The organism is Klebsiella sp. GFKo11 (assembly GCF_056490265.1).
The window spans coordinates 6,022,933-6,037,177 of sequence record NZ_CM151369.1 but is presented as its reverse complement, the minus strand read 5'-3'; the positions used below and the strand labels follow the sequence as shown (position 1 = coordinate 6,037,177).

8 protein-coding genes, 1 tRNA gene and 3 rRNA genes are annotated in these 14,245 nt (G+C 53.4%); 9 read left to right on the top strand and 3 right to left on the bottom strand.

The genetic code is table 11. From position 1 onward, the window contains the following. Nucleotides 1-44 precede the first annotated feature (44 nt). Entirely contained in the window at nt 45-746 is a 702-nt protein-coding gene (fre, locus tag AC07P6_RS28930; RefSeq protein ID WP_181484096.1) for an NAD(P)H-flavin reductase, read from the top strand. Nucleotides 747-790: 44 nt separating this feature from the next. Here fre and AC07P6_RS28925 read toward each other — a convergent pair whose 3' ends face one another. The 3 genes from AC07P6_RS28925 to fadB all read right to left on the bottom strand — a co-directional run bounded on the left by AC07P6_RS28925 (nt 791) and on the right by fadB (nt 4,565). After that, the gene (locus tag AC07P6_RS28925; protein WP_304255037.1) at nt 791-1,102 is read right to left on the bottom strand and encodes a hypothetical protein; all 312 of its coding nucleotides are present in this window, start codon (nt 1,100-1,102) and stop codon (nt 791-793) included. A 100-nt stretch (nt 1,103-1,202) separates the two neighbouring features. Next, entirely contained in the window at nt 1,203-2,366 is a 1,164-nt protein-coding gene (gene fadA / locus AC07P6_RS28920) for an acetyl-CoA C-acyltransferase FadA (protein ID WP_181484091.1), read from the bottom strand. A gap of 9 nt (nt 2,367-2,375) precedes the next feature. Further along, nucleotides 2,376-4,565: a fatty acid oxidation complex subunit alpha FadB gene (gene fadB / locus AC07P6_RS28915; protein ID WP_478315238.1), complete on the bottom strand. Its 2,190-nt coding sequence runs from the start codon at nt 4,563-4,565 to the stop codon at nt 2,376-2,378. 191 nt (nt 4,566-4,756) lie between these two features. On the opposite strand from fadB, the gene pepQ reads away from it, so the two are divergent. From pepQ to rrf, 8 genes are all read left to right on the top strand, one after another. Continuing rightward, nucleotides 4,757-6,088 carry a Xaa-Pro dipeptidase gene (gene pepQ / locus AC07P6_RS28910; protein ID WP_182235588.1) on the top strand — a complete coding sequence of 444 codons (1,332 nt, stop codon included), beginning with the start codon at nt 4,757-4,759 and terminating at the stop codon, nt 6,086-6,088. Then, nucleotides 6,088-6,702: an IMPACT family protein gene (locus tag AC07P6_RS28905; protein ID WP_478315237.1), complete on the top strand. Its 615-nt coding sequence runs from the start codon at nt 6,088-6,090 to the stop codon at nt 6,700-6,702. The genes pepQ and AC07P6_RS28905 overlap by 1 nt, the downstream gene beginning before the upstream one ends. A 41-nt stretch (nt 6,703-6,743) precedes the next feature. Further along, nucleotides 6,744-8,195: a Trk system potassium transporter TrkH gene (gene trkH, locus AC07P6_RS28900; protein ID WP_112217112.1), complete on the top strand. Its 1,452-nt coding sequence runs from the start codon at nt 6,744-6,746 to the stop codon at nt 8,193-8,195. An 11-nt stretch (nt 8,196-8,206) separates the two neighbouring features. Next, nucleotides 8,207-8,740 carry a menaquinone-dependent protoporphyrinogen IX dehydrogenase gene (gene hemG / locus AC07P6_RS28895; RefSeq protein WP_182235590.1) on the top strand — a complete coding sequence of 178 codons (534 nt, stop codon included), beginning with the start codon at nt 8,207-8,209 and terminating at the stop codon, nt 8,738-8,740. A gap of 392 nt (nt 8,741-9,132) precedes the next feature. Continuing rightward, nucleotides 9,133-10,674 (top strand): 16S ribosomal RNA (locus tag AC07P6_RS28890). Between the two features lie 87 nt (nt 10,675-10,761). Continuing rightward, nucleotides 10,762-10,836, top strand: a tRNA-Glu gene (locus AC07P6_RS28885). A gap of 218 nt (nt 10,837-11,054) precedes the next feature. Further along, nucleotides 11,055-13,962, top strand: a 23S ribosomal RNA gene (locus AC07P6_RS28880). 66 nt (nt 13,963-14,028) lie between these two features. Further along, nucleotides 14,029-14,144 (top strand): 5S ribosomal RNA (rrf, locus tag AC07P6_RS28875). Together the 16S, 23S and 5S rRNA genes with 1 tRNA gene alongside form the textbook arrangement of a ribosomal RNA operon. Nucleotides 14,145-14,245: the final 101 nt, after the last annotated feature.

Below are 14,245 nucleotides of genomic sequence, written 5' to 3'. Positions count from 1 at the left end.
GCTAACGCCGCTGTTTTGCACAATAGACCCGATAGAGGGGACGCATGACAACCTTAAGCTGTAAAGTGACCTCGGTGGAGGCGATTACCGATACTGTGTATCGCGTTCGATTAGTGCCGGAAGCGGCGTTTTCCTTCCGTGCTGGTCAGTATCTGATGGTCGTGATGGACGAGCGCGACAAGCGTCCGTTCTCTATGGCCTCTACGCCGTCGGAACACGAGTTTATCGAGCTGCATATCGGCGCATCTGAACTCAACTTGTATGCGATGGCGGTGATGGATCGCATTTTGAAAGAACGTGAAATCGAGGTCGATATCCCGCATGGCGAAGCCTGGCTGCGCGATGATGAGGATCGTCCGCTGATTCTGATCGCCGGGGGGACGGGCTTCTCCTATGTGCGTTCCATTCTGCTCACCGCGCTGGCGCGCAATCCGAACCGTGATATCGCTATCTACTGGGGCGGGCGCGAAGCCAAGCATCTCTATGATCTGTCCGAGCTGGAAGCGTTAAGCGTGAGACACCCTGGTTTACGCGTTGAGCCGGTTGTTGAACAGCCTGAAGAAGAGTGGCGTGGTCGTACCGGGACCGTACTTACGGCGGTTTTACAGGATTACGGAACGCTGGCCGAGCATGATATCTATATTGCTGGCCGCTTCGAGATGGCTAAGATTGCCCGCGACCTGTTCTGTAATGAACGCGGCGCGCGTGAAGATCGTCTGTTTGGCGATGCTTTTGCGTTTATCTGATAGTTATTATAAAAGCATCCGGGCTTTTGGCCCAGATGCTTTATTTATTTGGCATCGCTAAAGTAAACGTACAGTGGTCGATCGTTCTCCAGCAAACAGAGCATTTTTCCGACGGTTTTTCCCTCTTTTTCCAGCGTAGCGGCTAACTGCGTCGCGATATGCTGGCTACCTATCTTCTCATCGTAGCGTTCGGTATTGATATTGGTGATGACCAGGTTCTTTAGCTGTTCGCTTTCCGGATTCTGCACCATTTTATTCATTCCCCAGGAGAGACATGCCTGAGCGTTATCTTGCTCATCGGCGAGGGCTGCACCAGAGAATGTAGCAAGCAGAAGAATGAGTGGGAGTGTTTTCATAAGTTGTTATTATCCTTAATAATCGTTACCTTCCTGGTGATCATAACTGAATAGCAGAAATAAAAAACCCGCCCCTGACAGGCGGGAAGAACGGCAACGATTAAACCCGCTCAAAGACGGTGGCGATGCCCTGGCCTAAACCAATACACATGGTAGCCAGGCCGAACTGCGCGTCTTTGCGCTCCATCTGATTAATTAACGTTGTGCTAATGCGCGCGCCGGAACAGCCGAGCGGATGGCCCAGAGCGATCGCGCCGCCGTTGAGGTTGATCTTCTCATCTATCTGCTCCATCAGCCCCAGATCTTTAATACACGGCAGGATCTGCGCGGCAAAAGCCTCGTTCATTTCGAAAACGTCAATATCGCTGGTAGAGAGTCCGGCCTTTTTCAGCGCCAGCTTTGAAGCTGGAACCGGACCATAACCCATGATTGATGGATCACAGCCGACGACAGCCATAGAACGCACTCGCGCACGCGGTTTCAGGCCCAGCTCGCGAGCGCGGCTTTCACTCATTAACAGCATTGCGGCAGCACCGTCGGAGAGTGCGGAAGAGGTTCCCGCCGTTACCGTACCCGTGACCGGATCGAACGCGGGCCTTAGCGCAGCCAACGCCTCTACCGTCGTTTCAGGACGAATAACTTCATCATAATTGTATGACTTCAGCACGCCGTCAGCATCGTGACCACCGGTGGCAATGATTTCCGTCTTGAACGCACCCGACTGCGTGGCGGCCCAGGCGCGAGCGTGGGAGCGGGCGGCGAACTGGTCCTGCATTTCCCGGCTGATGCCGTGCAGACGCGCCAGCATTTCTGCTGTCAGCCCCATCATACCGGCGGCTTTAGCGACGTTACGGCTCAGGCCCGGGTGGAAATCCACGCCGTGGCTCATCGGCACGTGGCCCATATGTTCCACGCCGCCAATCAGGCATACGCTGGCGTCACCGGTCATGATCATGCGCGCTGCGTCATGCAGCGCCTGCATCGAAGAACCACAAAGGCGATTGACCGTGGTGGCCGGTACCGAGTGCGGGATTTCCGCCAGTAGCGCGGCATTGCGGGCAATGTTAAAGCCCTGCTCCAGGGTCTGCTGCACGCAGCCCCAGTAAATATCGTCAATCGCGCTTGCTTCAAGCGATGGGTTGCGCGAAAGCAGGCTACGCATCAGGTGCGCAGAGAGGTCTTCCGCGCGCACGTGGCGAAAGGCGCCGCCCTTCGAACGGCCCATCGGGGTGCGAATTGCATCGACAATGACAACCTGTTCCATTGTGACTCCTTAAGCCGTTTTCAGGTCGCCTACCGGGCGGGCAGGTTCAACCGGGGGATAGTACGCTTCGTTATGGCGTGCTTTACTGCGCAGGCCTTCCGGCACGTCATACAGCGGGCCGAGGTGCTGATATTGCTGCGCCATATCGAGATATTTTGCGCTGCCGAGCGTATCCAGCCAGCGGAATGCACCGCCGTGGAATGGAGGGAAGCCGAGGCCGTAAACCAGCGCCATATCCGCTTCCGCCGGGCTGGCAATAATGCCTTCTTCCAGACAACGCACCACTTCGTTAACCATAGGGATCATCATGCGGGCGATGATTTCTTCGTCGCTGAAGTCGCGTTTCGGCTGGCTGACGTCTGCCAGTAGGCTATCCACAACCGCATCTTCTTCTTTCTTCGGCTTACCCTTGTTGTCTTCTTTATAACGCCAGAAGCCGAGGCCATTTTTCTGACCGAAACGGTTAGCCTCGAACAGGGCGTCGATCGCGTCGCGATAATCTTTCTGCATCCGCTGCGGGAAGCCTGCGGCCATGACGGCCTGGGCGTGATGTGCGGTATCAATACCGACCACATCCAGCAGATACGCCGGGCCCATCGGCCAGCCGAACTGCTTCTCCATCACTTTGTCGACTTTGCGGAAGTCCGCGCCGTCGCGCAGCAGCTGGCTGAAACCAGCGAAATAGGGGAACAGCACGCGGTTAACAAAGAAGCCGGGGCAGTCGTTAACCACAATCGGCGTCTTGCCCATTTTGCTTGCCCAGGCGACCACTTTGGCGATAGTGTCATCCGAGCTTTTCTCGCCGCGAATGATCTCAACCAGCGGCATCCGGTGAACCGGGTTAAAGAAGTGCATGCCGCAGAAGTTCTCCGGGCGCTTCAGGACGCTGGCCAGTTCGCTAATCGGAATGGTGGAAGTATTTGACGCCAGCACGGTGTCCGGACGCACTTTATCTTCAGTCTCCGCCAGCACCGCTTTTTTCACTTTCGGATTCTCAACGACCGCTTCGACCACCACGTCCACGCGTTCAAAACCGGCATAGTCAAGCGTCGGCTGAATGGTTGAAATGACGCCAGCCATCTTCAGACCGTCGATCTTGCCGCGCTCCAGCTGTTTATTCAGCAGCTTGGCGGCTTCGGTCATACCGAGCGTCAGCGATTTGTCGTTGATATCCTTCATCACCACCGGTACGCCTTTCCAGGCCGACTGGTAAGCGATGCCGCCGCCCATAATACCCGCGCCCAGTACGGCAGCGTGTTTTGGCGTTTCGGTATCTTTGGTGAGCTTCTTCGCTTTCGCTTTGACGTACTGATCGTTGAGGAAGATGCCGACCAATGCGCGAGCTTCGCTGGTGTGCGCCAGCGGCACAAAACTCTGGTTTTCCAGGTTCAGCGCTTCTTCACGACCAAAGCGTGCGGCAGCTTCAATGGTTTTCACTGCGGTACCAGGAGCTGGATAATGTTTACCCGCGGTTTGTGCGACCATGCCTTTGGCGATGGTAAAACTCATCGTGGCTTCAATTTTACTGAGGTGAAGAGGCTCCAGCTTCGGCTGACGCTTGGCCTTCCAGTCGAGATCGCCGTTAATCGCCTGGTGCAGAATGGCTATCGCGCCATCGATCAGCTTCTCATGCTTTACCACACCGTCGACGAGACCGATTTTCAGCGCCTGATCGGCACCAACATCTTTCCCGGCGGCAATAATTTCCAGTGCGCTGTCCGCACCAAGCATCCGCGGCATACGCACCGAGCCGCCAAAGCCCGGCATAATGCCCAGCTTCGTTTCCGGCAGACCAATACGCAGGTCAGGCGTCGCCAGGCGATAATCGGTTGCCAGAACGCATTCGCAGCCGCCGCCCAACGCATAGCCGTTAACTGCGGCAATGGTAGGGACCGGCAAATCCTCCAGACGATTGAAGACACTATTGGCAAAATGCAGCCACTGGCTGAGCTGTTCTTGAGGAACCAGGAACAGTGAAAGGAATTCGGTGATATCCGCGCCGAAGATAAAGGCTGCTTTCTCAGAGCGGAGCAGCAACCCTTTAAGATCTTTTTGTTTTTCGAGCACATCCAGCGCCTGGCCGAGGCTGGCTACGGTTGCGGTATCGAGCTTATTGACCGAACCGGGGGCATCGAACACCAATTCGGCAATGCCGTCTTCCCGCCAGTCGAGGTACAGGGTGTCGCCTTTGTAGAGCATGTCAGTCTCCTGAATCCAGCAATATGATCTGGTCGTACCAGATGAGATGGAGTGTGGAATTTATGTTAATAAATTGCAAATAAATCTTTAAATAAATGCTGGTCGGATCACACCCGGTAGAAATCACCCCGCCTGAGGCCAATGTGCTAAGATGCGAAGAATCACGATCCAATAAAATCAAAGGATAAAAGATGGAATCACTGGCCGGTCTCTATAAAAATCATATCGTTACCCTACAAGAACGTACTCGCGATGTTCTGGCCCGTTTTAAGCTGGATGCGCTGCTGATTCACTCTGGTGAATTGGTTAATGTCTTTCTTGACGATCATCCGTATCCGTTCAAGGTCAACCCACAGTTCAAAGCCTGGGTACCGGTAACGCAAGTCCCTAACTGCTGGCTGCTGGTGGACGGCGTCAACAAACCGAAACTGTGGTTCTATCTGCCGGTTGATTACTGGCACAACGTAGAACCGCTGCCGACCTCATTCTGGACCGAAGAGGTGGAAGTGATTGCCCTGCCGAAAGCTGACGGTATTGGCAGCCAACTGCCCGCAGCCCGCGGCAATATTGGCTATATCGGTCCGGTTCCGGAACGTGCGCTGGGTCTGGAGATTGCGGCGGATAAGATCAACCCGAAAGGCGTTATCGATTATCTGCACTACTATCGCTCCTATAAAACCGATTATGAGCTGGCTTGTATGCGTGAAGCACAGAAATCGGCGGTTAATGGCCATCGTGCAGCGCATGAAGCATTCCTTTCAGGGATGAGCGAGTTTGATATTAACCTTGCCTATCTGACGGCGACCGGCCATCGTGACACCGACGTGCCATACAGCAATATCGTGGCGTTGAACGAACATGCCTCCGTGCTGCACTACACCAAACTGGATCATCGCGCGCCGGCTGAAGCGCGTAGTTTTCTGCTGGATGCTGGTGCGGAATATAATGGTTACGCGGCCGATCTGACGCGCACCTGGGCGGCGCATAGTGATAATGACTATGCTCAACTGGTTAAAGACGTCAATGACGAACAGCTGGCGCTGATTAGTACCATGAAGGCGGGCACCAGCTATGTGGATTATCATATTCAGTTCCATCAGCGTATTGCCAAACTGCTGCGTAAGCATCAGATAGTCAAAGATATGAGCGAAGAGGCGATGGTGGAGAACGACCTGACCGGGCCGTTTATGCCACACGGCATTGGCCATCCGCTGGGCTTGCAGGTTCATGACGTTGCGGGCTTTATGCAGGATGATACTGGCACCCATTTGGCGGCGCCGTCAAAATATCCCTACCTGCGCTGCACGCGCGTGCTGCAACCAAGAATGGTACTGACCATTGAGCCGGGCATCTACTTTATCGAATCTCTGCTGGCCCCGTGGCGCGAAGGGCAGTTCAGCAAGCACTTCAACTGGCAGAAAATCGACGCATTGAAGCCGTTTGGCGGGATTCGTATCGAAGACAACGTGGTTATCCACGAGAATAATGTCGAAAATATGACGCGTGACCTGAAACTGGCGTAATGGAAAGTTGGTTGATACCGGCTGCGCCGGTGACCTTTGTTGAAGAGATCAAAAAAAGCCGCTTTATTACGCTGTTGGCGCATACCAACGGCGTAGCGGCGGCAAAGGCGTTTGTTGAATCCGTCAGAGCTGAGCACCCGGACGCCCGCCACCATTGCGTGGCATGGGTAGCCGGGCCGCCGAACGACTCACAACAGTTGGGCTTTTCTGATGATGGCGAACCGGCTGGCACGGCGGGGAAACCGATGCTGGCCCAGCTTATGGGCAGCGGCGTTGGGGAGATAACCGCTGTTGTCGTGCGTTACTACGGTGGTATTCTGCTGGGCACCGGCGGCCTGGTGAAAGCTTACGGCGGCGGTGTCCATCAGGCGCTTGCTCAGCTAACAACGCAGCGCAAGACGCCGCTGACCGCATATACTTTGCAGTGTGAATATGGGCAGTTGGCCGGGATTGAAACGCTGTTAGCTCAGTTCTCAGGGAAAATTGTCGAAAGCGAATATCAAGCCTCTGTTCAGCTGCGCGTGGCGCTTCCTCAAGCTGAAGTGGCGCTATTTTCAGCAAGGCTGGCTGATTTTAGTCGTGGTTCGTTGCAATTACTGAAGATTGACGAATAATCCCCACCTGATTTTTTTGCATACCAAAGGAAGCGCCAGAGATGCATTTTCGCGCGATAACCCGAATCGTTGGACTGCTGGTCATTCTATTTTCGGGAACTATGATCCTCCCGGGATTAGTAGCCTTAATATACCGCGATGGTGCGGGGCGGGCGTTTACCCAGACCTTTTTTGTCGCGCTGGCGATCGGCTCACTTCTGTGGTGGCCTAACCGTCGTGAAAAGGGCGAACTGAAATCCCGCGAAGGATTTCTGATAGTCGTCCTCTTCTGGACCGTATTGGGCAGCGTGGGTGCGCTGCCATTTATTTTCGCTGAACAGCCGAACCTGACGGTAACGGATGCGTTTTTTGAATCCTTCTCGGGCCTGACAACAACCGGGGCGACTACGCTGGTGGGGCTCGATTCGTTACCCCATGCCATCCTTTTTTATCGTCAGATGCTGCAATGGTTTGGCGGTATGGGGATCATCGTGCTGGCGGTAGCGATACTGCCAATCCTTGGCGTCGGCGGTATGCAGCTATATCGGGCGGAGATGCCGGGACCGTTGAAGGACAACAAGATGCGCCCGCGAATTGCGGAAACGGCGAAAACGTTGTGGCTTATCTATGTCTTGCTGACTGTGGCCTGCGCGCTGGCGCTGTGGTTTGCCGGAATGCCGGCATTTGACGCTATTGGACATAGCTTCGCTACTATCGCGATTGGGGGGTTCTCTACCCATGATGCCAGCGTCGGCTATTTTGACAGCCCGACGATCAACACCATTATTGCAGTCTTTCTGCTGATCTCCGGCTGTAACTATGGTCTGCACTTCTCTTTACTTAGTGGCCGCAACCTGAAGGTTTACTGGCGCGATCCGGAATTCCGCATGTTTATCGGGGTGCAGTTGACGCTGGTAGTGATCTGTACCCTGGTGCTGTGGCTACATGATGTCTATGCCTCGGCGGTTACCACGCTGAACCAGGCCTTCTTCCAGGTGGTGTCGATGGCGACGACTGCAGGTTTCACTACCGACAGCATTGCGCGTTGGCCGTTATTCTTGCCGGTGTTGCTGCTATGCTCGGCTTTTATCGGCGGTTGCGCCGGTTCGACGGGCGGCGGCTTGAAAGTTATTCGTATTCTGCTGCTCTTTAAACAGGGTAACCGTGAGCTTAAACGTCTGGTACACCCTAATGCGGTATACAGTATTAAGTTGGGTAACCGAGCGCTGCCGGAACGTATTCTGGAAGCCGTCTGGGGATTTTTCTCCGCTTATGCGTTGGTATTCATCATCAGTATGCTGGCGATCATCGCTACCGGCGTGGATGACTTCTCTGCTTTTGCTTCAGTTGTCGCGACGTTAAACAACCTTGGTCCTGGGCTGGGCGTTGTGGCGGATAACTTTGCGACGATGAACCCGGTCGCGAAATGGATATTGATTGCTAACATGCTGTTTGGTCGTCTGGAAGTGTTCACCTTGCTGGTGCTATTTACTCCGACTTTCTGGCGCGAATAACAGGAGTGCCTGTGAAAACTTTGATTCTATTCTCTACCCGCGACGGACAAACGCGTGAAATCGCCTCCTTTCTGGCATCTGAATTAAAAGAGCAAGGAATTGATACGGATACGATTGACCTTAATCGCACCAATGAGATCGATTGGCCTTTATACGATCGCGTAGTGATTGGTGCATCAATCCGTTATGGCCATTTTCATCCGGCGCTGGAGCGGTTCGTGAAAAAACACCTTCAGGCGCTGCAGGCGCTGCCGGGTGCTTTTTTCTCGGTCAATCTCGTGGCGCGTAAGCCAGAGAAGCGAACGCCGCAGACGAACAGCTACACGCGTAAGTTTCTGCTCAACTCTCCGTGGCAACCTCAACGTAGTGCCGTATTTGCTGGGGCACTCCGTTACCCACGTTATCGTTGGTATGACCGCTTTATGATTCGTCTTATTATGAAGATGACCGGAGGCGAAACGGATATCACTAAAGAGGTTGTCTATACCGACTGGCAGCAGGTCACGCTTTTTGCCCGGGAAATCGCACAAATGACCAGCAAATAGGGTGTTAAAACACCTTGATGATGGAAAGTTGAGCGAACAAAAGAAAATTTGAAATTTCCTCTTGTCACATCGGAATAACTCCCTATAATGCGCCACCACTGACACGGAACAACGGCTTACAGGCCGCCGGGTTAGCGGGGTTCAGCGATGAACGCCGGCAGAGAAAAGCGAAATTAAACGCTTGACTCTGAATGAGGAAAACGTATTATACGGGACCTCGCAACGGTGAGCGAAAGCCGCGTTGCACTGCTCTTTAACAATTTATCAGACAATCTGTGTGGGCACTCAAAGTGACATGGATTCTAAACGTCGCAAGACGCTAAATGAATACCAAAGTCTCTGAGTGAACATACGTAATTCATTACGAAGTTTAATTCACGAGCATCAAACTTAAATTGAAGAGTTTGATCATGGCTCAGATTGAACGCTGGCGGCAGGCCTAACACATGCAAGTCGAGCGGTAGCACAGGGGAGCTTGCTCCCTGGGTGACGAGCGGCGGACGGGTGAGTAATGTCTGGGAAACTGCCTGATGGAGGGGGATAACTACTGGAAACGGTAGCTAATACCGCATAACGTCGCAAGACCAAAGAGGGGGACCTTCGGGCCTCTTGCCATCAGATGTGCCCAGATGGGATTAGCTAGTAGGTGGGGTAATGGCTCACCTAGGCGACGATCCCTAGCTGGTCTGAGAGGATGACCAGCCACACTGGAACTGAGACACGGTCCAGACTCCTACGGGAGGCAGCAGTGGGGAATATTGCACAATGGGCGCAAGCCTGATGCAGCCATGCCGCGTGTATGAAGAAGGCCTTCGGGTTGTAAAGTACTTTCAGCGAGGAGGAAGGCATTGAGGTTAATAACCTTAGTGATTGACGTTACTCGCAGAAGAAGCACCGGCTAACTCCGTGCCAGCAGCCGCGGTAATACGGAGGGTGCAAGCGTTAATCGGAATTACTGGGCGTAAAGCGCACGCAGGCGGTTTGTCAAGTCGGATGTGAAATCCCCGGGCTCAACCTGGGAACTGCATTCGAAACTGGCAGGCTAGAGTCTTGTAGAGGGGGGTAGAATTCCAGGTGTAGCGGTGAAATGCGTAGAGATCTGGAGGAATACCGGTGGCGAAGGCGGCCCCCTGGACAAAGACTGACGCTCAGGTGCGAAAGCGTGGGGAGCAAACAGGATTAGATACCCTGGTAGTCCACGCTGTAAACGATGTCGACTTGGAGGTTGTTCCCTTGAGGAGTGGCTTCCGGAGCTAACGCGTTAAGTCGACCGCCTGGGGAGTACGGCCGCAAGGTTAAAACTCAAATGAATTGACGGGGGCCCGCACAAGCGGTGGAGCATGTGGTTTAATTCGATGCAACGCGAAGAACCTTACCTACTCTTGACATCCAGAGAACTTAGCAGAGATGCTTTGGTGCCTTCGGGAACTCTGAGACAGGTGCTGCATGGCTGTCGTCAGCTCGTGTTGTGAAATGTTGGGTTAAGTCCCGCAACGAGCGCAACCCTTATCCTTTGTTGCCAGCGATTCGGTCGGGAACTCAAAGGAGACTGCCAGTGATAAACTGGAGGAAGGTGGGGATGACGTCAAGTCATCATGGCCCTTACGAGTAGGGCTACACACGTGCTACAATGGCATATACAAAGAGAAGCGACCTCGCGAGAGCAAGCGGACCTCATAAAGTATGTCGTAGTCCGGATCGGAGTCTGCAACTCGACTCCGTGAAGTCGGAATCGCTAGTAATCGTGGATCAGAATGCCACGGTGAATACGTTCCCGGGCCTTGTACACACCGCCCGTCACACCATGGGAGTGGGTTGCAAAAGAAGTAGGTAGCTTAACCTTCGGGAGGGCGCTTACCACTTTGTGATTCATGACTGGGGTGAAGTCGTAACAAGGTAACCGTAGGGGAACCTGCGGTTGGATCACCTCCTTACCTTAAAGAACCTGCCTTTGTAGTGTCCACACAGATTGTCTGATGAATGTAAAGAAGCAAGACGGCTGCGAAGTCGCGACACCTCGTGTCCCCTTCGTCTAGCGGTTAGGACTCCGCCCTTTCACGGCGGCAACAGGGGTTCGAATCCCCTAGGGGACGCCACTTGCTGGCTGTGAGTGAAAGACACAACCCACCGATATCTCAAAACTAACTCAGTGAGTTATGTTTGAGATATTTGCTCTTTAAAAATCTGGATCAAGCTGAAAATTGAAACGACACGCTGCGTCTGTTCTCCGTAATAAGAACAGCATGACGGTGTGTTTGAGTCTCTCAAATTTTTGCAATCATGAAGTGTTTTACGAAACATCTTCGGGTTGTGAGGTTAAGCGACTAAGCGTACACGGTGGATGCCCTGGCAGTCAGAGGCGATGAAGGACGTGCTAATCTGCGATAAGCGTCGGTAAGGTGATATGAACCGTTATAGCCGACGATTTCCGAATGGGGAAACCCAGTGTGTTTCGACACACTATCGTTAAGTGAATACATAGCTTAACGAAGCGAACCGGGGGAACTGAAACATCTAAGTACCCCGAGGAAAAGAAATCAACCGAGATTCCCCCAGTAGCGGCGAGCGAACGGGGAGGAGCCCAGAGTCTGAATCAGTTTGTGTGTTAGTGGAAGCGTCTGGAAAGTCGCAGGGTACAGGGTGATACTCCCGTACACAAAAACGCACAGGCTGTGAACTCGAAGAGTAGGGCGGGACACGTGGTATCCTGTCTGAATATGGGGGGACCATCCTCCAAGGCTAAATACTCCTGACTGACCGATAGTGAACCAGTACCGTGAGGGAAAGGCGAAAAGAACCCCGGCGAGGGGAGTGAAACAGAACCTGAAACCGTGTACGTACAAGCAGTAGGAGCCCACTTGTTGGGTGACTGCGTACCTTTTGTATAATGGGTCAGCGACTTATATTCTGTAGCAAGGTTAACCGTATAGGGGAGCCGCAGGGAAACCGAGTCTTAACTGGGCGTTAAGTTGCAGGGTATAGACCCGAAACCCGGTGATCTAGCCATGGGCAGGTTGAAGGTTGGGTAACACTAACTGGAGGACCGAACCGACTAATGTTGAAAAATTAGCGGATGACTTGTGGCTGGGGGTGAAAGGCCAATCAAACCGGGAGATAGCTGGTTCTCCCCGAAAGCTATTTAGGTAGCGCCTCGTGAACTCATCTTCGGGGGTAGAGCACTGTTTCGGCTAGGGGGTCATCCCGACTTACCAACCCGATGCAAACTACGAATACCGAAGAATGTTATCACGGGAGACACACGGCGGGTGCTAACGTCCGTCGTGAAGAGGGAAACAACCCAGACCGCCAGCTAAGGTCCCAAAGTCATGGTTAAGTGGGAAACGATGTGGGAAGGCACAGACAGCCAGGATGTTGGCTTAGAAGCAGCCATCATTTAAAGAAAGCGTAATAGCTCACTGGTCGAGTCGGCCTGCGCGGAAGATGTAACGGGGCTAAACCATGCACCGAAGCTGCGGCAGCGACGCTTATGCGTTGTTGGGTAGGGGAGCGTTCTGTAAGCCGTTGAAGGTGGCCTGTGAGGGTTGCTGGAGGTATCAGAAGTGCGAATGCTGACATAAGTAACGATAAAGCGGGTGAAAAGCCCGCTCGCCGGAAGACCAAGGGTTCCTGTCCAACGTTAATCGGGGCAGGGTGAGTCGACCCCTAAGGCGAGGCCGAAAGGCGTAGTCGATGGGAAACAGGTTAATATTCCTGTACTCGGTGTTACTGCGAAGGGGGGACGGAGAAGGCTATGTTAGCCGGGCGACGGTTGTCCCGGTTTAAGCATGTAGGCGGATGTTCCAGGTAAATCCGGAACGTCATTCAACGCTGAGGTGTGATGACGAGGCACTACGGTGCTGAAGTAACAAATGCCCTGCTTCCAGGAAAAGCCTCTAAGCATCAGGTAACATCAAATCGTACCCCAAACCGACACAGGTGGTCAGGTAGAGAATACCAAGGCGCTTGAGAGAACTCGGGTGAAGGAACTAGGCAAAATGGTGCCGTAACTTCGGGAGAAGGCACGCTGATGGTAGGTGAAGTGACTTGCTCACGGAGCTGAAATCAGTCGAAGATACCAGCTGGCTGCAACTGTTTATTAAAAACACAGCACTGTGCAAACACGAAAGTGGACGTATACGGTGTGACGCCTGCCCGGTGCCGGAAGGTTAATTGATGGGGTTATCCGTAAGGAGAAGCTCTTGATCGAAGCCCCGGTAAACGGCGGCCGTAACTATAACGGTCCTAAGGTAGCGAAATTCCTTGTCGGGTAAGTTCCGACCTGCACGAATGGCGTAATGATGGCCAGGCTGTCTCCACCCGAGACTCAGTGAAATTGAACTCGCTGTGAAGATGCAGTGTACCCGCGGCAAGACGGAAAGACCCCGTGAACCTTTACTATAGCTTGACACTGAACACTGGTCCTTGATGTGTAGGATAGGTGGGAGGCTTTGAAGTGTGGACGCCAGTCTGCATGGAGCCATCCTTGAAATACCACCCTTTAATGGCTGGTGTTCTAACGTGGACCCGTAATCCGGGTTGCGGACAGTGTCTGGTGGGTAGTTTGACTGGGGCGGTCTCCTCCTAAAGAGTAACGGAGGAGCACGAAGGTTAGCTAATCCTGGTCGGACATCAGGAGGTTAGTGCAATGGCATAAGCTAGCTTGACTGCGAGCGTGACGGCGCGAGCAGGTGCGAAAGCAGGTCATAGTGATCCGGTGGTTCTGAATGGAAGGGCCATCGCTCAACGGATAAAAGGTACTCCGGGGATAACAGGCTGATACCGCCCAAGAGTTCATATCGACGGCGGTGTTTGGCACCTCGATGTCGGCTCATCACATCCTGGGGCTGAAGTAGGTCCCAAGGGTATGGCTGTTCGCCATTTAAAGTGGTACGCGAGCTGGGTTTAGAACGTCGTGAGACAGTTCGGTCCCTATCTGCCGTGGGCGCTGGAGAATTGAGGGGGGCTGCTCCTAGTACGAGAGGACCGGAGTGGACGCATCACTGGTGTTCGGGTTGTCATGCCAATGGCATTGCCCGGTAGCTAAATGCGGAAGAGATAAGTGCTGAAAGCATCTAAGCACGAAACTTGCCCCGAGATGAGTTCTCCCTGACTCCTTGAGAGTCCTGAAGGAACGTTGAAGACGACGACGTTGATAGGCCGGGTGTGTAAGCGTAGCGATACGTTGAGCTAACCGGTACTAATGAACCGTGAGGCTTAACCTTACAACGCCGAAGATGTTTTGGCGGATTTGAGAGAGATTCAGCTTGATACAGATTAAACAGAATTTGCCTGGCGGCGACAGCGCGGTGGTCCCACCTGACCCCATGCCGAACTCAGAAGTGAAACGCCGTAGCGCCGATGGTAGTGTGGGGTCTCCCCATGTGAGAGTAGGGAACTGCCAGGCATCAATTAAGTGAAGAGCCCATCCTGACGGATGGGCTTTTTGCGTTTTTGTATACCAAAAATTTTATGCTTGTCAGAATTGCCTGGTCGGCCATAGTAGAG